This is a genomic window from Plantactinospora sp. B24E8 (assembly GCF_039871735.1).
Classification (GTDB): domain Bacteria; phylum Actinomycetota; class Actinomycetes; order Mycobacteriales; family Micromonosporaceae; genus Plantactinospora.
On record NZ_JBDPMH010000001.1, the window covers coordinates 830,674 to 850,649 of the forward strand.

The following is a 19,976-nucleotide window of genomic DNA, read 5'->3' on the forward strand; positions in this document are numbered from 1 at the left end:
CCCGGTGTCCGAGGAACTGCTGGGCCGCGTCGTCGAGGTACTGGTCGTCGTCGTCGAGGCGGTCGGTGCCGCGGTCATCTTCGTCGGTGCGGTCTGGACGGCGGGCCGGTTTGTCGTCTCCGGCCTCCGCTACCGTTCCGCCGCCGTCTTCACGCCGATCCGACTGTCGTTGGGTCGCTTCCTGACCCTGGGGCTGGAGTTCCAGCTCGCCGCGGACATTCTCCGGACCGCCGTCTCGCCGAGCTTCGGGCAGCTCGGCAGGCTGGCCGCGATCGCTACCATCCGGACCGCGTTGAACTACTTCCTGCGTCGGGAGATCGAGCGGGAGCAGCGGCAACTCGGCACCCCGGCCGATGCGGGCCACCCTGCCCGGCCCGGTCCCAGCCGGTCCGGGTCATCCGGTCGCTCCGGTGTGGACCGGCGATGAAACCGTGGACGACCCTGCTCACCGCGGTGGCGCTGGGCACCGCGGCGGTGGTGCTGCTGACCGCCCGCTCGTGGCGTATCGCGCTGCGGATACTGCTCGACCTGCTGACCGCCGTCGGGTTGATCCGGTTGTCCGCCGCGCAGACCTGGACGGACCTGGCGGCGGCGGCGGTGGTCGTCGCCCTGCGTCAGCTCGTCTCGACGGCCCTGCTCGGCAGCGGTCACCGTACGGAGCGACCGGGCGGGGCGAAAGCCCTGTTCGGCACCGGTCATCGCGTGGACCGGCCGGGCGGGGCCGACGAAACGAGCCCGGGCGGGCCGGGGTGAGTACGTGGGCCGGGGACGCGCTCGGCCCCGGTCCGGGTTGGGGCCGGGCCGGGGCCGAGCACCGGTGGGGTCGGGACGCGTTGGCCGACACCGGTGGGGGGTGGTGCTGGTCGGTACGGAGTCCGCCGGTCGGCAGGGTCCGCACGGGTGGTGACCGACCGGGGACGGGCCTGGGCCTCGCCCGTCCCCGGTCGGTCCGTCAGAAGCCGCGCCTGCTGTTCGGATCGGCGGCGACGGCGAGGACCTGCTGCAGGCCCCGGTACGCGGCCTTGGGCTGGAAGTTCTCGTCCATCGGGGTGGCCGCGCCCTGGCCCTCGAAGAAGCCGGGGACCCAGCTGTACTTGTCGGTGAAGCCCCAGACGGTGAACATCACGCACTTCGGGGTGAGCAGGCAGGCCTGGAGCAGCGTGTTGAAGCTGCCGACCTGGCCGGCCTCCTTGTACGTGTCGACCGGCAGGAAGAACCGGACGTCGACCTCGGTGAACGCGGTCTCCAGACCGAGCTTGTCGAAGCGGGCCAGGTTCTGCGGGGCGTCGATCGGCAGCGGGTACTGCAGGTCCAGGTGGCCCTGGAAGCCCTGGCCGTGCAGCGGCACCCGCTGCTTGCGCAGCTGCTTGGCCAGCTCGTAGTAGGCCGTGCTCTTCGGGTTGATGTTGTCGATCGCGTAGTCGTTGAGGAAGAGCTTGGCCCTCGGGTCGGCGGCGTGTGCCCAGCGCAGCGCGTCGGCGATGTAGTTCTCGCCGAGGTGCTGGCGGAAGATGGTGTCCCGGAGCACCGGCGCGTCGCCGTCGGTGAACGCCTCGTTGACCACGTCCCAGGCCCGGACCTTGCCCTTGTAGCGCTTCACCACGGTGGTGACGTGGTTACGGACGATGGTGCGCAGTTCGGCCGGGGTGATCGAGCCGTCGGCGACGCCGTTGCTCAGCCAGGCGGGAAGCTGGCTGTGCCAGAGCAGGGTGTGACCGTGGACCTTCTGCCCGTTGCGCCGGGCGAACTCGACCAACTCGTCGGCGGGGCCCCAGTTGTACGTGCCGCGGGTCGGCTCCAGGCTCTCCCACTTCATGGCGTTCTCGGCGGTGACCGCGGAGAATTCCTTGGCCGCCAGCTCCCGGTAGACGGCGTCGTTGGTCAGGTTGTTGACGTCGATCGCCGTACCGAAGCCGAGACCGTGCTTCTTGGCCAGCACCCGCAGCGGCAGGTCGGTGGTGACCGGTGTGGGGGCGTGCCAGCCGCCGGTCGCCAACGTCTGACCGGTGGGCACGAGTGCCTGGGTCGGCGCGGCCGTGGCGGACGAGGGCCCGACCGCGTAGAGCGCGCCGGCGGTGAGCACGCCGGCGACCATTATCCGGAGCTTCTTCATGTCGAGCGAAACCTCCAGGGGTGGGGGTTCGACGCCGACCACCGGAGTGGCCGACGGCGACGCGCGTGCCGGGGACGGGTACGCGCGGATCTCCCCTCGAACGCGCGCCGGGCGTCGAATTGCTGCACCCCGCACTGTCAGAGATCCGACATCTCTGATGAAGATCTGAAGCTTGCCATCAGGTCACGTGAATGTTATCGGGTATCGTCCTAGTTGGACATCAACGCCGCGAACTGCTCGGCGGTCAACTCCGACCGGAACAGCCGCCGCAGGTTGGTGTTGAGTTTCGACGCCGTCTCCGGGTCCACCGCCTGATCCCAGGCCAGTCCGTACGACGGCGCCCGGGCCACCAACTCCGAGATCGAGGTGGTGAACTCGGCGTGCGTACTGCCCCGCAACCGGGTCGCCGCGTCGACCACCGGCGGCACCTCACCGTCGGCGACCAGGTCGTCCAGGTACGCGTCACCGGCGACCGCCCGGACGAAGTCGACCGCCGCCGCCCGGTGCCGGCTGTGCCCGGCCACCGAGAAGTACTGCGCCGGCACGCCGACCAGGTCCGCCGGGTCACCGACCCCACCGGCCACCGCCGGGAACGGCACCCAGCCGAGCCGGCCGTCGAGGACAAAGTTGGAGTCCCGGCCGAGCTGGGTCGGATACTCCCAGGTCCCCATCAACTGCATCGCGGCCTCCCCGCTGGCCAGACGCCGACCCGCCGTGCCGTCGTCGTAGCCGATCGACGCGAAGTCGGCGCCGAAGGCACCCCGTTCGGCGAGGTCCCGGGCCTCGCGCAGGGCCTGCAGCACGGCCGGCTTCGTCCAGGCATCCGGCCGGCCGGCGGCGACGTCCGCCGTCGTACCCGGGCCGCCGATCCGCTCCGCGAGGTACATCACGTACATCAACTCGGTCCAGCCCTGAGCGCCGCCGAGGGTCAACGGAATGGTCCCGTTCGCGGAGAACCGGTCCACCAGCTGGAGCAACTCGGCATAGGTGCGGGGAGGCCGCAGATCGGCCCGGGCGAAGACGTCCCGGTTGTAGAAGAGCACCACTGGATGCGTACCGCTCATCGGCAGCCCGTACTGGCGGCCGTCGACCGCGCCACCGGCGAGCACGTCCGGCAGGAACCGCTCGGCCACCCCGGGCCGCTCCCGCAGCGGCCCGGTCAGGTCCAGCAACCGGCCGGTCCGGGCGAGCCGGGCCAGCTCCGCCCCGCCCCAGCTGACAAAAACGTCCGGGCCGGCCGGATCCTCGCCGACGCCCCGCAGCCGTTGCTTGTACTCCTCGTTGCCGTACAGGGTCAGCTCCACCCGTACGCCGGTCTCCTCGCCGTACCGCTCGACCAGCTCCTGCAGGGCGGAGTCCCGGACCGGCGGGGTGATCGCCCAGACCCGGATCGTCGCGTCCCCGTCGTTCGCGGGTGGGGCGCCCAGGCCGCCGCCCCGGATCAGCTGCGTGCCGGTCAGGGTCACCGCGAGCACCAGGACCGCCGCCGCCACGCTGGCCAGGCCGGCCCGCCGCCGCTGGCCACGTCGGTAGCGGCGGCGGATCACCGTCAACGTCTCCGGGCCGGCCGCCGGCAGCGCGGCCTGCGCCTCCGACAGCGTGGCGGCCAGTTCCTCGGCGAGCCGCCGATCGTCGGTCGAACCAGTCTCGTCAACCACGTACGCTCCGAATCGTCGGCCGGACCTCCCCCAGATGCGCCCGCAGGGCACGTCTGGCTCGCGCGTACCGGCTGGATACCGTGCCCGGCGGCTCGCCGCAGATCCCGGCGATCTCGCTGAACGTGTAGCGGTAGAGCACATGCAGGACCACGACGGTGCGTTCGGGTTTGCCGAGCTCCTGCAACGCCTGCCACAGCGCGCCGTTGCTGACCACCGCCCCGGCCGGGTCGTCCGGACGGTGGTCCACCTCGTCGGTCGGGACCTCCCGCCGCCACCGCCGCCACCGGCTGACGTTGCGGGTCACGATGACCTGCCGGGCGTACGCCTCGGGATTCTCCCGCGCCTTGCGCCAGCGCTGCCAGACCTCGACCACCGCGATCTGGGCCAGGTCGTCCGCCTCGGCCACGCTGCCGCTGATCAGGTACGCGAACCGCCGCAGTGCGTCCAGGCGCGCCCGAGCGAACTCCTCGGAGTCGCTGAAGGCACCATCGGCCATCGCCGGTTCCCTCCTGTCGGACCACAGACGCCGAACGCCGTCGATCCGTCCGAGTGTAGGGAAGGGCCCCTGCTGTCGCGTTTCGTCGAGGAAGGGCCCTACCCGACCGCTCAGCCGGCGTGCCGGCCGGTCTGCCGCTCGGCGAGCTCGACCGCGTTGCGGAAGAGCATCGCGACCGTGGTCGGGCCGACCCCGCCGACCCGGGGCGTGATCGCGCCGGCCACCGTCGCGCACGACTCGTCCAGGTCCGGCAGGAGCCGACGCCCCTCGTACCGGACCCCACCGCCGATCGCGACCGCGCCGGGCCGCAGGTGCTCCGGCCGGACGATCCCGGGTACGCCGACCGCGGCGACCACGATGTCGGCCCGCCGGGTGTGCCGCTCCCAGCCGGGTACGCCACTGTGCACCACGGTCACCGCCGCGTCGGCGGTCGCCCGCTTCTGGCTGAGCAGCAGGGAGAGCGGACGCCCGAGGGTCGTACCCCGACCGAGGACGACCACGTCCCGGCCGACGACCGGGATCTGGTGGAAGGCGAGCAGTGCCTCGATCCCGGCCGGGGTGCAGGGCACCGGGCCGGGCAGCCCGACCGCGAGCCGGCCCAGGTTCTCCGGGTGCAGCCCGTCGACGTCCTTCGCCGGGTCGATGGCGAGGATCGCCGCCGGATAGTCGAGGTGTGCCGGGGTGGGATGCTGGACCAGGATCGCGTGCACGTCCGGGTCGGCGTTGTACGCCTCGATCGCCCGTACCAGGTCGGCCTGGGTGGCGCTGGCCGGCAGGTGGGTGTGCGGGGAGGCGAAGCCGAGGTCGGCGGCCCGCTGCTGCTTCATCCGGATGTAGCCGGCGCTGGCCGGGTCGTCGCCGACCAGGATCGTCGCCAGGCTCGGTACCACCCCGGCCGACCGCAGTGCGGTGACCCGGGCGGCGACGGAGTCGAGGACCGCCTCGGCGACCGGGCCTCCGGGCAGCAGACGGGCGGTGTGGGTCGGGTTCTGGGTCAGGGTCACGGGGCTTCCTCTCGACAACGGGAAAGCCCCGGCACCCAGGCGTACGGCGACGGAGTTCAAGTCCGGGCGGTCCGTTCCCCGGTGGTGCTCCACCTGCGCGCCAGTCGCGGAACCGCCGCCGCCAGCGTACTCCGGGACGGGTCCGGATGCCGGGCGCGGCGGCGGTGGAGGGCGGCGGCGACGACGGCGGTGGCGATGCCGAGGACGGCGTAGCCGGCGAGCACCGTCAGCGACTGGGCGATGGCGTGACCGGCGAAGTAGACGGTGTTGCGGACGGCGGTGGTGGCGGCGCCAGGCGGCAGCCAGGAGCCGATCGCGCGCCAGAACGGCGGCAGCAGCACGTGCGGGTAGGCGCCGCCGGCGCTGGGGTTGCCGAGCACCACGAAGAGGACCACCGCGGCGCCGATGCCGATGACGCCCAGCAGGGTCTGGAGGGCGACCGTGACGGCGGCGGAGGCAAAGACCGTGAGTGCGCCGATCGCCCACAGTTCGAGCAGGTGGCCGCTGAGCGCGCCCATGACCGGGCCGGCGATCAGGGCGCCGCCGAGGCCGGAGGCGACCGCGTACAGCGCGAGCACACCGAGCCGGACGATGGTGCGGTGCGGGTTGGCCGGGCGGGCTCCGGCGGCCATGCCGAGGATGGCGGCGGCGAGGTAACCACCGACGATCCAGCCGAGGGCGAGATAGAACGAGGACATCCCGCGACCGTCGCCGGCGTCCGGCGGGCGCAGGTCGGTGACCCGCACCTGCCGGTGCTGCTGGGCCTCGATCGTCTCGGCGATCTGCTGGGTGGTGGCGGAGACCGCGGGGCCGGCGGCCGAGGCGACCAGCAGGGTGTCGGTGCTGCTGCGGGGGTCGACGACGATCGCGGCGTCGACGGTGCGGTCGAGGATGAGGGTACGGGCCCGCGCCTCGTCGGTCACCGGACGGGCCCGCAGCGGCTCGTCGGGCAGGTTGTCCAGCTGGGTGACGAGCTGGTCGGAGACTTGGGCGGGGGCGACGACCGCGACCGGGATGTGCCGGGGTTTGGGCGCGTGGAAGGCGCCGATGTAGGACAGGACAAATCCCAGCTGCACGGCCAGGACGGCGACGACCAGCGAGATGGTGCGCGGGCTGACCGCGTCGCGTAGTTCGGCGACGAAGCTGGCCCGTCCGGTGGGCGGTGTCGGGTCCGGGGTGGGTTCAGCGGACGGGGTACGCATGGGGTTTGTCCTTCGGGTCGGGGTCGGCAGCCAGGGCGGCGGATCGGACTGGTCGGCAGGTGGGGCGGGTCGGCGGGCAGGTGCCGCCCCGGTTCAGCGGGTGTAGTCGACGAGGGTGGTCAGGTCGTTCACCGTGTAGCCGAGCGAGAGGCGGAAGCCGGTGCCGGTACGCCGTACGGCCAGGTCGGCCAGTTCCTCGCCGTGGGCGGGCGGGAATGCCAGTTCGCCGTTGCCGGCCCACGCCTCGGCGACGTGCACGTCGTCGAGGACCGCGAGGACGAGTTCGTGGACCGCCGGCTGGTCGTACCGCCCCTTGGCGAGTCGGGGAAAGTAGCGCAGGTTGACGACCGGCCGACCACCGAAGAGGGCGGCGGGGTTCTCGACCGGCTGCCGGAGGGTGACCCGGGCCTCGGCGATCCGCTGTCCGGCGGCGGAGGCGGTGGCGGCGAACTCGCCGCCGGGCGCCACCGCCGGGGTGGCGGGTCCACCGGTCGGGAAGGCGCGGGTCTGGTGGATGCTGCCGAGCTTCTTCGGGAAGCCCTGGATCCAGCCGCGGGCCAGGGCGGCGTCGTTGTCGACGTAGATGTACGGGCACCAGGCCACCGGGGTGTCGTCGTTCCAGCGGGCGTCGAGCAGGACGAGGAACTCGTGGTACTGGGCGCGGGCCGGGTCGAGGTACTCCCGGTCGGTGCCGGAGTACTGCCAGTCGACGAACATCGCGACGCCGCGTCCGGCGCTGTCCGGGTCGAGGGTGAGGCCGGCGGGAAGCGTCGCCTGGGCGGCCTCCGGGTCGGTGAAGAACTCGAGACCGATGGCGGTGCCGGCGTAGCTCCACGGCGGGGTGGCGGCCAGGTTGGCTTCGCCGCGAGGGGAGAGGGGAACGGTGTAGCCCTGCATGACGTGCTCCTTCCGGCAAACGATACGCGACGTATCGTTTCGTTCGAGGGAGACCGTAACACGCCTTGACCGAAAAGTGAAACGCTACGTATCGTTCTGCTCATGCAGTCGTCAGCCAACTCAGGGGCGCCAACCGGCTCGCGCCCGTCAACCGGTTCGCGCCCGTCAGCGGCCTCCCGCTCGGCCGCCGGCCCGCGCTCGGCCTCGAAGATCCTGGGTGCGGCGCGGGACGTCCTGGCCCGGCAGGGCTACGCCGCCCTCACCATCGAGGCCGTCGCGGCGACCGCCGGGGTCGGCAAGTCGACGATCTACCGCTGGTGGCCGAACAAGGAGACGCTGCTCGCCGACGCGCTCGCCGAGATCTTCCGGGGTGACGAGATTCCCGACCTGGGTGACACCCGGGCCGAACTGCGTCGGGCCGTCGACATGACGATCGACAACTACGCCAACGAGGACCTGGCGACCGCGCTGCCCGCGCTCGCCGCCGGACTGCTGCCCAATCCCGAGCTGATGGCGGGCTTCCGGGAGGGGTTCCTGCGCCGCAAGCGGGAGAACATCGCGGTCGCGTTGCGCCGTGGGGTCGCGCGCGGCGACCTGCCGGCCGATCTCGACACCGACCTGGTGCAGGACCTCTGGGCCGGCACCGTCCTGTACCGCCGGCTCATGGTCGGCGCGTCGCTCGACGACAACCTCGCCGAACGCCTGGTCGACCTCGTCTTCGCGTCCGCGTCCGCGCTCACCGTTGGTACGGCCACCCCGGACTGAGCCCGGTCGGCCGATGGGCATCCCGCGCGACTCGACGTTGAGCTGGGCAAACGTGACGGCGGGCGAAGGCGGGCAGATCCGACTCGCGGGTGTCGTACCAGGGCCGTACCGTTTGATTCAGGTACTTCTCTGACAAGGACGGTGAGGGCGCGATGTCCCGACCAGGTGATGTCAACGAGCCCACGCGTGAGGTTCCCGGGTACGCGAAGGGGCAGGCTGCGCCGGCTGTCCCGACCGACCCCTGGGCGAGTGAGGGCGACACGACGCCGTTCGACGCCGCACGGCCCGCCACCGACCACACCACCACCGAGCTGCAGCCGTCCGGCGGCGGCGGGTGGGGGCGCGGCATCCTCGTCCTGGTCGGCGTCATCGGCCTGGTCGCGGTGCTGGCGCTCGGCGCACAGATCAGCGGCATCCTGCCGGACTGGCGCAACCCGTTCACCAAGGAGCAGACCGACCGCAGCCAGCCGCCACTGCTGAAGTCGATCCAGGACCTCAGCCGGTACGTCGCGGCCGAGGGCAACTTCGAGGTCGTCGTCGACCTCGAGCAGAACCGCCGCTACGTCCCCGACTTCCTGCTCGGCGAACGCACCCTGTTCGTCGGCGCCGGCACCGTCGACGCGTACGTCGACTTCGGGCAACTCGGCGAGGGGGCGATCGTCCAGGCACCGGACCAGAAGTCGGTCGAGATCAAGCTGCCGGCGCCGCAGCTCGGCCAGGTCAACCTCGACCTGGAACGCAGCTACGTCTTCGCCGAGGACCGGGGCATCCTCAACCGGCTCGGCGAGGTCTTCGGCGGCGACCCGAACCGGCAGCGCGAGACCTACCTCAAGGCCGAGCAGAAGATCGCGGAGTCGGCGAAGAGCAGCGGGCTCGGTGAGCGGGCCCAGGAGAACACCCGGAAGATGCTGGAGCAGCTGCTCCGCTCGCTCGGCTACGAGAAGATCACCATCACCTACACCCAGCCGTAGCACCTTCCGGACGATCGAACGCCTGACGGCGGCGCGGGTCAACCCGCGCCGCCGTTACTGTTGGTGGCCGCCGTCGCGGTCGGCGATCGCCGCGACAGGAAATTCGGGTGCCGAGGCAGCGGCTGGCGCCGTACCGGCGTTGGAGACGGTATGACTGACAGGCACCTGAATGAACGCTGACCTCGAACGGGAGTTCAGTGAGTTCGTCGAGGCCCGGTCGCACGCGCTGTTCCGTACCGCCCTGGCCCTCACCGGTCACCGGCAGCAGGCCGAGGACCTGTTACAGACGGTGCTGGCCCGCAGCGTCCGGCACTGGGCCCGGATCCGGACGGAGGCGCCGGAGGCGTACCTGCGGACGGCGTTGTACCGGGAACAGACGAGTTGGTGGCGCAGCCTGCGGCGACGGCGTGAGGTGAGTGTCGAGCGGCTGCCGGAACCCGCCACCCGCGACGACACGGCCACCGTCGATCTCCACCTGGCGCTGCGGCAGGCACTGGCGCAGCTTCCCCCCAAACGGCGCGCGGTGCTGGTGCTGCGCTACTTCGAGGACCGGCCGGACAGCGAGATCGCCGAGATCCTCGGCTGCTCCGAGTCGACCGTACGCAGCCAGGCGGCCCGGGCGCTCACCCGACTCCGCGAACTCTGCCCCAGACTCGACATCCTCCAGGCGAAGGAGACCGTAGGCCGATGAACCCCCACGTCACCGGGGCCATCCGGAACACATTCGAGGAACTGGCCGACTCCGCGCCGCCGCCCACCGGGCTGGCCCAGGTCACGCTCGCGCGGGCCCGACGGCAGCGGATCACCCGACTGGGCGCGGGCGGCGGTCTGGCCACCGCGCTCTGTGCGGCACTGGTCGGGCTGCTCGCCACCGTCGTCCCCACCGGCGACGGCCCGGCCGAACAGGCGGCGGCCGGGGCTCCGGGTCGCGATTCGGTGGTCACCGCCTACAGCGGCATCCGCGACCCCGACGTCCAGGATCCGAGCCCGAACTTCTTCTACTCGGTGGTGCTGAACCGGAAGACGGGCCAGTACGACCGGTTGCCGTACCGGTTCGCCATGCCGTCACCGGACGGCAGCCAGGTGCTGGTGGGCACCGGCGACAACGCCGTGCCCCACCCGACCCGGGTCGGCATCCTGGACCGGGCCGGTGGGCAGGTCCGCTGGCTGCCCACCCCCGAGATCGGTGCTGCCAACGTCTGGGGGTACGCGGACTCCGGCAGTTGGTCTCCCGACGGGCGGCAGATCCTCTTCACCTACCGGCCCAAGCAGGACGGGCAGGCCGGCTTCCTGCTTACCGACGCGGCGACGCTGCAGACCCGGTTCGTACCGCTGCCGGACGTCGAGGCGGAGAACACCCGGGGGCTCAGCCTGGCCTGGGCTCCGGGTGGGGTGGGGGTCGTGCTGACCACCAGCCGGAATGTCGACGAGAGTCAGCCGGGTGTGGTGACCGGGATCCGCTTCTACGACCTCACCGGACGGCTGGTACGGACCCTGCCGGCCAGCGTGCCACTGGCCGACGGCGCCGGGATCTCGCCCAACGGGAGCCAGTTGGCGCTGGTGGATCCGAACCTTCCCGGTCCGACGAGGGTGACCGTCGTCGACGCCGCGACCGGTGTCCAGCGGGCGGTGGTCGACCTGGGCTCGCCGGCCCGGCTGGTCGGCTGGACCGACGACACCCATCTGCTGCTGTGGGTCTTCGCCGACTCCGCCCCGGGTGCGGAGCAGGAGACCGGGCTGGTGGTCGTCGACCTGACCGGAAAGGTCGTCCGGACGATCCGCCCGGCGGCCGACCAGCCACAGCAGACGTTTGTCGGCCCGGCCGACGGGCTGCCCGCCGAGGCGGAGCAACTGACCTTCTGACCGGTACGGATCCGGCCTTTCACGGCAACGCAGGTGCGACGTCGGAGAAATGGCGCGGGTCCGGTTTTCGGAAAAGCGGTACGCCGGGTCCGGGGCACCTGCCGGAAGAGGCGTGTGGTTCGACGGCGGCGCGGGGCTCCCCACCCGTGCCGCCGTCATGGTCCGGACGGCGGACGTGGGAAATAGGCCCGACTCGTCCGGTCCACCGCCATCGGCGGAAATTCGCAGGTGGATGGTGGAGTCTGCCCGCCGACAGTTTGTCATCGACCGCCCGATCGCCGTGCCAGACTGACGCCGGGGTCGATTCGGGTCACCTGTCCCGCCAAGAAATCCGTATCTCCGACCGGTGGATATCCATATTCCTGGCTCGGGGAGTAATCGTATTCGTGGCTGGGGGCAGTGGAGGCATTTGCATCGACTTTAATCAATTCATGGATACGAGGGGGAACCGCAGTGACCGATCATCTGGAGAACATGCCGGTGTCCCGGCGTGACCTCATCCGGATTTCCGGGGGGACAACGCTGGCCGCCGTGACGCTCGGCTCGCTCGGCGTGCCGGCGGCGGCCGGGGCCAGCCCGACACCGGCGAGCCGGCCCGCCGCCGACGGGGTCGGCTCGGCCTCGGCCAGCCCGGCGGCCCGCACCAGGCTCCGCTCCACCGGAGCCGACCTGCTGATCCGTGACGGCTCGCCGCACTGGTGGCTCAGCCCGGACATCTGGGCGGTGCCGGGCACCGACCCCAACGGCACTCCGGGCACCCCGGCCGCCGGTGACGTCGCGTACGTCTGGGCGCGGGTGCGCAACACCGGGCGGGAGGACGCGGTCGGTGTACAGCTCCGGTTCTACTGGGGCAACCCGTCGGTGCAGATGTTCTACAGCACCCTCAACCCCATCGGTACGGCGTTCGCCGACGTCGCCGCCGGTGACACCCAGGAGGTGCTCTGCCTGGTGCCGTGGAACGTGGTGACCGTCAACGACGGACACGAGTGTCTCGTGGTGGTCGCCAGCCTGCCCGACGACCCGCCGCTGCCGGACGCCGTCGACCCGGTCGGACATCCGAACGTCGCCCAGCGCAACCTGACCCTGGCCAGCGCCGGCAAGAGCGACTTCAAACTGACCCTGACCGTCACCGCCGGGCGCCGCGAACCGAAGCGGGTCCGGATCAGCGCCCTGGTCGGCGGCGAACTGCCGAAGGAGACGCTGCCGACGCTCGGGCTGCGTGACCACCGGCCGGTGGAGAAGCCGCTGGTCGAGGTCGGGTTCTCGACGAAACCGATCACCGACCCGAACGACGGCGTCGGCGGGCCCGAGCTGGAGCTGGAGGTGCCGGCCGGGCGCAGTGTGCCGGTCCACCTGACCGTACGCGGCGGGCGGGACCTGGCCGGTGGTGAGTACCAGCTGGTCGAGGTCGTCGAGTCGGACGGCAAGCAGACCCTTGGCGGGATCTCCTTCGCGGTGGTCGGTCCGGAGGGGGTCCGGTGAGCGCCACGCCGATGGCCGTGCAGACCCGGCCGTTCGCCATCGAACCGTTCACCAACGTGATGCTGCCCGACGGCATCTTCGACAACGCGCTCTACAAGCTGCGGATCGCCTGCCACTACACCAACACCTCGGGCGGCGACCTGACGAACGTCACGATCTACCTGGAGAGCGTCGGCGACCCCGGGATCGTGGTGACCGGGCAGACGTACACCTTCGCCCGGATCCCGGCCGGTGCCTCCGTGCTGGTCAGCTGGGCGGCCGACTTCCAGCACGCTTCACCCGGCAAGCCGCTGGTCAGCTTCGTCGCCCGGGCGGACGGTTTCAGCTCGGCCCGGTCGATCCGGCAGATCTTCGTCTCCCAGACCCGGTACGACGAGACGACGAAGACGTACTCGATCCAGATCCCGGAGGGGCGGCTCGAACTCTCCAAGGTGACCGTCGTACCGCCGGCCAAGGGCGAATGGTGGGCCGGGGAGAAACCCGACGGCGAGAAGCGCAAGCCGTGGCACGGCCCGTACGTCCCGACCGGCTGCACCCTGGTCTGGGTGCCGAACCCCGCCTATCCGGGTACCCACGGCGAGCTGCCGTTCGAGGACCCGTGGTGGAAGGTGCTGGCGTTGATCATCCTGGTCATCGCCGCGATCGTCGGCATCATCGCGGCGGCGGTCGGCGCGGGCACCTTCTACGTCGGGATCAAGGGCGAGTTCGAGGAGACCGATCCCGGGGTGGTGACCGAGTGCTGCAAACCGGCGCCGGGCGACGTGTTGAAGGGCGGCCTCACCGTCGCCGGGGTGGCCGGGGTCATCGCCTCGGTCGCGTTGGCGGTGGCGCTCTCCGACGAGGCCGACCCGCACTGGCGCGGTCAGGAGGCAACCCCGCCCGGGCCGGGCGAGCTGACCGTCGGCGAGCGCGTCGAGGCGCACTGGACGCTGCTCGACGAGCCGTACGCCGGGAAGCCGTACCGGACCCGGGTCAGCTGGTCGTACGAGCGGACCACCACCGGCGGCGTCTACCAGCACCGGGTGGAGGAGGAGCAGACCAACATCCACGTCACCGACGAGGTCAAGGTGGTCACCCCGGACACCGTCGCCTCGCCGGGCACGCTCTGGGCCCGGGCGACCTTCACCCGACCCGACGCGACCCTGTTCAGCGGCCCCGACCTGTACGCGTTCGCGCTGTTCCGGGCACCGCAGGGGCTCTACTTCGTGGTGCCGTTGACCGACGACGGCGTCGGGTTCGACGACTCGGCGTCCGACGGGGTCTACACCGGTGGTCTGCACCTGCGGGAGGCGCTGCCGGAGCTGAAGAAGGCCGACCAGACTCCGTACGGCATCTGGAAGGTCTACGTCTTCGCCCAGGACGTGAACCGGGTGGCACCGGGCACGCCGCCGCAGATCGCCGCCCAGACCATCGGCGGGTTCTTCGTGGCCAGCGCGGTCCAGATCGCCTTCGACCCCAACCTGCCCTGCCCGCTTGAGGCGCAGTCCAGCATCAAGGTCGTCTGATCCGGGTCGGGTCCGCCGGAGCGTCGAACCGGATGCTCCGGCTCCCCGGCGCACGGCGGTCGCCGGAGCACGCGCCGGTCGGGGTCAGTGTGCGGCGGCGTAGTGCCGGTCCTCGTTCGGCATGACGATCCAGAGCGCCAGGTAGATGACCACCTGCGGTCCGGGCAGCAGCACCGAGAGGACAAAGAGCAGCCGCATCAAACCGGCGGACATGCCGAAGCGGCGGGCCAGGCCGGCGCAGACGCCGGCGATCAAACGATTGTCGCGGGGGCGGGCGAGCTTGCGGCTCATCGTCGTCTCTCCTCGTCAGGGAACGGTCGCTGATTCCACGGTAGGAACCGGCCGAGGTGCCGCCCTCGGTCTCCAGACGGAGCCAAACACCCCGTACCCGTAGGGACGTACCCCGGAGGGACGGCCGCCATGCTCCCGTCACCAGCTCCGGGTAGGCTCGCGGACCGGCAGGTCAGGGCCATGCTGGAGGAGTACCGGCGCGCACGCCCGAGGCCAGGGTCGGCAACGGGGCCGGCCGGGAGGAGTTTCGATGATCAGCGCTTTCGACCTGTTCACCGTCGGGATCGGGCCGTCCAGCTCGCACACTGTCGGCCCGATGCGGGCGGCCCGGACCTTCGCGGCCGGGCTCAAGGCCGACGGACTGCTCGCGGTCACCGGCCGGATCCACGCCGAACTGTTCGGCTCGCTCGGCGCCACCGGGCACGGGCACGGCAGTGACCGGGCGGTCCTGCTCGGCCTGGCCGGGGAGGCGCCGGAGACGGTGGACCCGGACGGGGTGGCCGCGACCGTGGCGCAGGTCCGGACCGAGCGGCGGCTGAACGTGCTCGGGGCGCACGTCGTCGACTTCGACGTCGACCGGGACCTGGTACTGCACCGGCGCCGGTCGCTGCCGTTCCATCCGAACGGGATGACCTTCACCGCGTACGACGAGACGGGTGGACCGCTGCGGACCCGGACCTACTACTCGGTCGGTGGCGGTTTTGTGGTGGACGAGAGCGCGACCGGCGCGGACCGCATCAAACCGGACAACACGCGGGTCCGGTACCCGTTCCGCACCGGCGCCGAACTGCTCGCCCTGACCGCCGAGACCGGGATGTCGATCAGCGACATCATGCTGGCGAACGAACGGTCCTGGCGCGGCGAGGCGGAGATCCGGGCCGACCTGCTGGAGATCTGGCGGGTGATGCGGGAGTGTGTCGAGCGGGGCAGTACCCGGGACGGGGTGCTCCCCGGCGGGCTGAAGGTCCGCCGCCGGGCGGCCGAGCTGCGCCGCGGCCTGGAGGCGGATCCGACCTCCACCGACCCGCTGCGGGTGATGGACTGGGTGACCCTCTTCGCGCTCGCGGTCAACGAGGAGAACGCCTCCGGCGGCCGGGTGGTGACCGCGCCGACCAACGGCGCGGCCGGGATCATCCCGGCGGTGTTGCACTACTACAGCCGGTTCGTGCCCGGCGCCTCCGAGGAGGGGGTGGTCCGGTTCCTGCTGGCCGCGGCGGCGATCGGGGTGCTGTTCAAGGAGAACGCCTCGATCTCCGGCGCCGAGGTGGGCTGCCAGGGCGAGGTCGGGTCGGCGTGTTCGATGGCGGCGGCCGGGCTTGCCGAGGCGCTCGGCGGCACCCCGGCCCAGGTGGAGAACGCCGCCGAGATCGGCATGGAGCACAACCTCGGGCTGACCTGTGACCCGGTCGGCGGTCTGGTGCAGATCCCGTGCATCGAGCGGAACGCGGTGGCCAGCGTCAAGGCGATCACCGCGGCCCGGCTGGCGCTGCGCGGCGACGGGGAGCACACCGTCTCGCTGGACAAGGTCATCAAGACCATGCGGGAGACCGGCGCCGACATGAAGGTCAAGTACAAGGAGACCGCCCGGGGCGGGCTGGCGGTCAACGTCATCGAGTGCTGACCACGCCGAGCGCGGTCCGTCGGGTGGCCGGCAGGCGTCCGTGGGGTAGCGTGCCGGCGGCTGTCGGGTAGCGTTGGCGCGTCGCCGGGACGGCCGGACGGCGGCAATCCGGGTCCGGTTGGCGTCATCTCGGCCTTGGCCGGCACGCTACGGCGGAACCGGCGGGCTACCGGCAGGAAATCGGGCGGTTAGTCGGCATTGTGGCGGTTTTCCTGACTGGTACCCTATGCCGCGTCAGCGGCTGCCGGGAAGGCGCGGAATGACAAGCGGGAGGCGGCGGTGACGTCCGGCGTGGTGGCGGTCTGGTCGCACCGCAACACGCTGCGGCTGCTCGTCCGCCGGGACCTCGCGGTCAAGTACCAGCAGTCGGTGCTCGGCTACCTCTGGTCGCTGATCGAACCGCTGGGCATGGGCGCCATCTACTTCTTCGTCTTCGGCCTGCTCTACCGCTCGGCCACCCACCGGCACCTCGGCGACGCCGCCGACTCGTACCCGCTGTTCCTGATCACCGGGATCTTCGCCTGGATGTGGACCAACTCGGCGATCAGCGAGGCGACCAACGCGCTCACCGGACAGGCCCGGTTGATCACCACGATGAACCTGCCCCGCGAGGTCTTCCCGGTCGGCCGGGTCGCCGGCCGGTTCGCCGAGTACCTGGCCGGCCTGCCGATCCTGGCCGCCGTCGCGGTCGCCTACGCGGCGTTCAACAAGGTCGAGTTCGGCGTCTGGCTGCTCTCGCTGCCGCTCGCGGTCCTGGTCCAGGCCACCCTGCTGATCGGGCTGGCGCTGCTGCTCTCCTCGCTCAACGTCCTGATGCGCGACATCGAGCGGTTGATCCGGCTGGTCACCCGGGTGCTCTTCTACGCCACCCCGATCATCTACCCGCTCAGCCTGGTCCGGGAGTCCGGCATGCCGGACTGGGTGAAGATCGGGTACGAGGTCAACCCGCTGGTCGGGATCTTCCAACTGCACCACGCGGTCTGGTACCCCGACGAGTTCCCGGACACCCGGCTGCTCTGCCTCAGCGTCGGCGGCAGCCTGCTCACCCTGCTCGCCGGCGCCTGGGTGTTCCGCCGGCTCGAACCCGCCGTACTCAAGGAGCTGTAGGTGGGCGAGCCGATGATCGAGGCGACCAACCTGGGGATCCAGTTCGTCCGCAACCGGCGGCGCAACCTGCGACTGCGGGAGATGTTCATCCACCGGGGCGGGCGGCAGCCGTCGGCCGGGGTCTTCTGGCCGCTGCGCGACGTCTCCTTCACCGTGGCCCCCGGCGACACCGTCGGGGTCATCGGCCGCAACGGCACCGGCAAGAGCACCCTGCTCCGGCTGATCGCCGGGGTGCTGATCCCGGACGAGGGCCGGATCCGGGTACGCGGGGCGGTCGCCCCGCTGCTGGAACTCTCCGCCGGGTTCTCCAACGACCTGACCGGGCGGGAGAACGTCCACCTGGTCGGCTCCCTGCACGGACTCAGCCCCAGCTTCCTGCGGCGGCACTTCGACGAGATCGTCGCCTTCGCCGGGGAGCAGATCGAGAACGCGATCGACACCCCGGTCCGGCACTACTCGTCCGGGATGAAGGTCCGGCTCGGCTTCTCGGTGATCGCCCAACTGCCGCACCCGGTCCTGCTCATGGACGAGGTGACCGCGGTCGGGGACGCCGACTTCCGGAAGAAGTGCTACGACACCATCGACCGGCTGATCGCCGAGGGGCGGACCGTCATGCTGGTTTCGCACAACGAGAACGACCTCACCCGGTTCTGCAGCCGGGGACTCTACTTCGACGGAGGACGATTGCGGGTGGACGGCACCATACGCGAGGCGCTCGACGCATACCACGACGTGGTCAGGCCGTGATGCTGGCGATCCTGCTCACCCCCACCCGGCCCGGAGCGCCGCTGACCCGCCCCGACGGCAAGCCACTCGCCGCGCACCTGCGGGAACAGTTGCGGGCGGCCGGCGCCCGGGACGTCGTACTCACCGATGACCTGGCCGAGGTGGCGGTGCTCGCCGGCACCGCCCGGGAGCCGGTCCTGCTCTGCTCCGGGGACCTGGTCGCGCACACCGCCGTACTCCGGCACCTGGCCACCAGCCCACTGCCCGGCACGGTGGCCCTGGTGCTGCCGGACCCGGACGCCGGCCCGGTCGGCGTGGTCGAGGAGCGCAACCAGGTGGTCGCCGCCGGCAGCCCGGCCCAGGCCGGGTCGGGCGCCGCCGTCGCGACGCTGGCCGCCGCCCCGACCGGCGCCTCCGGCGGTGCGGTACGGGTCAGCGCCGCCGACCTGCCGGCCCTGGTCACCGCCGCCCGGTCGCTCGCGGCCGCCGACGCTGCCGGCGGCGTCGACCCGACACCGGCGCTGGACCGGCTGCTCGCCGAACTGGCCCGGGTCGGCGACACCGCCGTGCCCGGCATGACGATCTTCGCCCAGCGGGTACGGCTGCTCGTCGCCCGCCGGGCCGCCGGGCCGGCCGAGGTCGCCGCCGCCGAGCAGGCCGTGGCCGCCGTCGACGCGGACAAGGCCGAACTGCGGCTTTCGGTCAAGGAGAAGGACGACTTCTTCACCACCTTCTTCGTCAGCACCTGGTCCCCCTGGGTGACCAAGCTCTGCGCCCGGCTGCGGCTCACCCCGACCGGGGTCACCGCGATCTCGGTGCTCTTCGCCGGGGTGGCGGCGCTGCTCTTCGCCTACGGCGACCGACCGGCGCTGGTCGCCGGTGCGGTCCTGCTCTACCTCGGCTTCATGCTCGACTGCGTGGACGGGCAGCTGGCCCGCTACACCCGGCACTTCAGCCCGTGGGGCGGCTGGCTCGACACCATCGCCGACCGGGCCAAGGAGTACCTGGTCTACGCCGGCCTGGCGGTCGGCGCCGAGCGGGCCGGATTCACCTACGGCTGGGCGCTCGGCATCGCCGCGATCACCCTGCAGACCGTCCGGCACATGACCGACACCTGGTACGGCGCGCTGCACGACGAGGCGGCGAAGCGACCCCGGCCGGCCGGGGCGGCCACCGGTGGCCTCGGCGCCCGGCTCAGTGCCGCCTCCAACAAGGTGCAGGCGGACACCGGTTCGGTGTCGTACTGGCTGAAGCGGACCGTGGTCTTCCCGATCGGGGAACGCTGGGCGCTGATCGCGCTCACCGTGGCGATCTTCAATCCGACGGTCAGCCTGATCGCGGTCCTGGTCTGGGGCGCTCTGGCGGCGGCGTACACGCTGGCGCTGCGGACCGTACGGGCCCGGTCGATGCGGGTCGCGGTGCTGACCGGGGTCGACACCGGACTGCACCGCGACGACGGGCCGGTGGCGCGCTGGCTGGCCGGGCTCGGCCAGGCGGCCCGACTGCCCGGACCGCTGCCGTTCGCTGTGCTCGGTGCGCTGGTCAGCCTGACGCTGCTCGGCGCCGGCCTGGCCGGAGTCGGCACCGGACCGGCCCGCTGGCTGGTGCCGCTGGCCGTGCTGGTGGTGCTGCTCGCCGCACTGCCGGCGGCGGTCCCGCACGGTGGCGCGCTGGACTGGCTCGTCCCGGCCGGACTGCGGGCCGTCGAGTACCTGCTGGTGATCGCGGTCGGAGTCCTGGTCGACGCCCCCGAAGCGGTGATGTTCGGGTTACTGTTCGTATTGGCACTGCGGCACTACGACCTCACCGCCCGACTGGAGAAGCGGGAATCCGCACCACTGCTGCACTCCCTCGGCCTCGGCTGGGACGGCCGGCTGCTGATCCTCGCCCTCGCCACGCTGCTCGGTCCCACCGCGGCGCGGTGGGCGATGCTGCTGCTCGCCGGCTACCTGACGGTGATCTTCGCGGTGAACGCGCTGCGGGGCTGGACACCGCGCGGCATCCCCGGCCCACGACGGCCGGCCGAGACCGACCCGGTGACCGTCGGGTCGGAGGTGACGACACCGGTCGGGTCGGAGGTCGTGACACCGGGCGGGGCCAGCCCGGACCCGGCCGCCGGCGGCGGTCCGGGGATGCGGGAACGGAACGGGTAACGCCGCTGGTCGGCTGAGACAGCGCCGGGTCGGCTGGCGGCGGAGAAGGGTACGGATGACGCCGCCAGCCGGACGGCCCGACCGCCGATGGCCCTGCTCAGCGTCGTGGTGCCCGCCGACCG

18 protein-coding genes and 1 pseudogene are annotated in these 19,976 nt (G+C 71.8%); 12 read left to right on the forward strand and 7 right to left on the reverse strand.

Going from position 1 to position 19,976, the window contains the following annotated elements; all coding sequences use genetic code 11:
• The first annotated feature begins 4 nt into the window (after positions 1-4).
• Together ABGB21_RS03890 and ABGB21_RS03895 are read left to right on the forward strand one after the other, a co-directional pair.
• Positions 5-427, forward strand: a complete 423-nt coding sequence (locus ABGB21_RS03890; RefSeq protein WP_347652715.1) for a DUF1622 domain-containing protein — start codon at positions 5-7, stop codon at positions 425-427.
• Positions 424-753 carry a hypothetical protein gene (locus ABGB21_RS03895; protein WP_347676352.1) on the forward strand — a complete coding sequence of 110 codons (330 nt, stop codon included), beginning with the start codon at positions 424-426 and terminating at the stop codon, positions 751-753. The genes ABGB21_RS03890 and ABGB21_RS03895 overlap by 4 nt, the downstream gene beginning before the upstream one ends.
• 199 nt (positions 754-952) lie before the next feature.
• On the opposite strand, the gene ABGB21_RS03900 is transcribed toward ABGB21_RS03895, so the two are convergent.
• The 6 genes from ABGB21_RS03900 to ABGB21_RS03925 form a co-directional block, all read right to left on the reverse strand.
• Complete coding sequence (locus ABGB21_RS03900; protein WP_347652713.1) at positions 953-2,113, reverse strand: endo-1,4-beta-xylanase; 1,161 nt, start codon at positions 2,111-2,113, stop codon at positions 953-955.
• 209 nt (positions 2,114-2,322) lie between these two features.
• Entirely contained in the window at positions 2,323-3,771 is a 1,449-nt protein-coding gene (locus tag ABGB21_RS03905) for an extracellular solute-binding protein (RefSeq protein ID WP_347676354.1), read from the reverse strand.
• Complete coding sequence (locus ABGB21_RS03910; RefSeq protein ID WP_347652711.1) at positions 3,764-4,267, reverse strand: sigma-70 family RNA polymerase sigma factor; 504 nt, start codon at positions 4,265-4,267, stop codon at positions 3,764-3,766. Before ABGB21_RS03910 ends, ABGB21_RS03905 begins: the two co-directional genes overlap by 8 nt.
• Positions 4,268-4,377: 110 nt before the next feature.
• Positions 4,378-5,271 carry a bifunctional 5,10-methylenetetrahydrofolate dehydrogenase/5,10-methenyltetrahydrofolate cyclohydrolase gene (locus ABGB21_RS03915; RefSeq protein ID WP_347652710.1) on the reverse strand — a complete coding sequence of 298 codons (894 nt, stop codon included), beginning with the start codon at positions 5,269-5,271 and terminating at the stop codon, positions 4,378-4,380.
• 56 nt (positions 5,272-5,327) lie between these two features.
• Positions 5,328-6,473, reverse strand: coding sequence for a hypothetical protein (locus ABGB21_RS03920; protein WP_347652709.1), 1,146 nt, complete (start codon positions 6,471-6,473; stop codon positions 5,328-5,330).
• Positions 6,474-6,566: 93 nt separating this feature from the next.
• Positions 6,567-7,370 carry an acetoacetate decarboxylase family protein gene (locus tag ABGB21_RS03925; protein ID WP_347652708.1) on the reverse strand — a complete coding sequence of 268 codons (804 nt, stop codon included), beginning with the start codon at positions 7,368-7,370 and terminating at the stop codon, positions 6,567-6,569.
• Positions 7,371-7,472: 102 nt separating this feature from the next.
• Here ABGB21_RS03925 and ABGB21_RS03930 point away from each other — a divergent pair, with 102 nt between their 5' ends.
• The 6 genes from ABGB21_RS03930 (at position 7,473) to ABGB21_RS03955 (ending at position 13,956) form a co-directional block, all read left to right on the forward strand.
• Entirely contained in the window at positions 7,473-8,135 is a 663-nt protein-coding gene (locus ABGB21_RS03930) for a TetR/AcrR family transcriptional regulator (protein WP_347652707.1), read from the forward strand.
• A 152-nt stretch (positions 8,136-8,287) separates the two neighbouring features.
• Complete coding sequence (locus ABGB21_RS03935; protein ID WP_347652706.1) at positions 8,288-9,106, forward strand: DUF4230 domain-containing protein; 819 nt, start codon at positions 8,288-8,290, stop codon at positions 9,104-9,106.
• Between the two features lie 169 nt (positions 9,107-9,275).
• Positions 9,276-9,797 carry a SigE family RNA polymerase sigma factor gene (locus ABGB21_RS03940; protein ID WP_347652705.1) on the forward strand — a complete coding sequence of 174 codons (522 nt, stop codon included), beginning with the start codon at positions 9,276-9,278 and terminating at the stop codon, positions 9,795-9,797.
• Entirely contained in the window at positions 9,794-10,969 is a 1,176-nt protein-coding gene (locus ABGB21_RS03945; RefSeq protein ID WP_347652704.1) for a hypothetical protein, read from the forward strand. The genes ABGB21_RS03940 and ABGB21_RS03945 overlap by 4 nt, the downstream gene beginning before the upstream one ends.
• A gap of 453 nt (positions 10,970-11,422) precedes the next feature.
• Positions 11,423-12,451: a hypothetical protein gene (locus ABGB21_RS03950; protein WP_347676356.1), complete on the forward strand. Its 1,029-nt coding sequence runs from the start codon at positions 11,423-11,425 to the stop codon at positions 12,449-12,451.
• The gene (locus ABGB21_RS03955; protein ID WP_347676358.1) at positions 12,448-13,956 is read left to right on the forward strand and encodes a hypothetical protein; all 1,509 of its coding nucleotides are present in this window, start codon (positions 12,448-12,450) and stop codon (positions 13,954-13,956) included. Before ABGB21_RS03950 ends, ABGB21_RS03955 begins: the two co-directional genes overlap by 4 nt.
• 84 nt (positions 13,957-14,040) lie before the next feature.
• On the opposite strand, the gene ABGB21_RS03960 is transcribed toward ABGB21_RS03955, so the two are convergent.
• Positions 14,041-14,247 (reverse strand): PspC domain-containing protein, encoded by a 207-nt coding sequence (locus tag ABGB21_RS03960; protein WP_347652701.1) that lies wholly within the window; start codon positions 14,245-14,247, stop codon positions 14,041-14,043.
• Between the two features lie 250 nt (positions 14,248-14,497).
• Between ABGB21_RS03960 and ABGB21_RS03965 the strand changes: the two genes are divergently transcribed.
• From ABGB21_RS03965 to ABGB21_RS03980, 4 genes and pseudogenes are all read left to right on the forward strand, one after another.
• Positions 14,498-15,868 carry an L-serine ammonia-lyase gene (locus ABGB21_RS03965; RefSeq protein WP_347652700.1) on the forward strand — a complete coding sequence of 457 codons (1,371 nt, stop codon included), beginning with the start codon at positions 14,498-14,500 and terminating at the stop codon, positions 15,866-15,868.
• 279 nt (positions 15,869-16,147) lie between these two features.
• Positions 16,148-16,975 (forward strand): ABC transporter permease, encoded by an 828-nt coding sequence (locus ABGB21_RS03970; protein ID WP_347652699.1) that lies wholly within the window; start codon positions 16,148-16,150, stop codon positions 16,973-16,975.
• Positions 16,976-17,722 carry an ABC transporter ATP-binding protein gene (locus ABGB21_RS03975; RefSeq protein ID WP_347652698.1) on the forward strand — a complete coding sequence of 249 codons (747 nt, stop codon included), beginning with the start codon at positions 16,976-16,978 and terminating at the stop codon, positions 17,720-17,722.
• Positions 17,722-19,689: pseudogene (locus tag ABGB21_RS03980) on the forward strand (DUF5941 domain-containing protein); the annotation flags it as partial. The gene ABGB21_RS03975 and the pseudogene ABGB21_RS03980, both read left to right, overlap by 1 nt.
• Between the last annotated feature and the right edge of the window lie 287 nt (positions 19,690-19,976).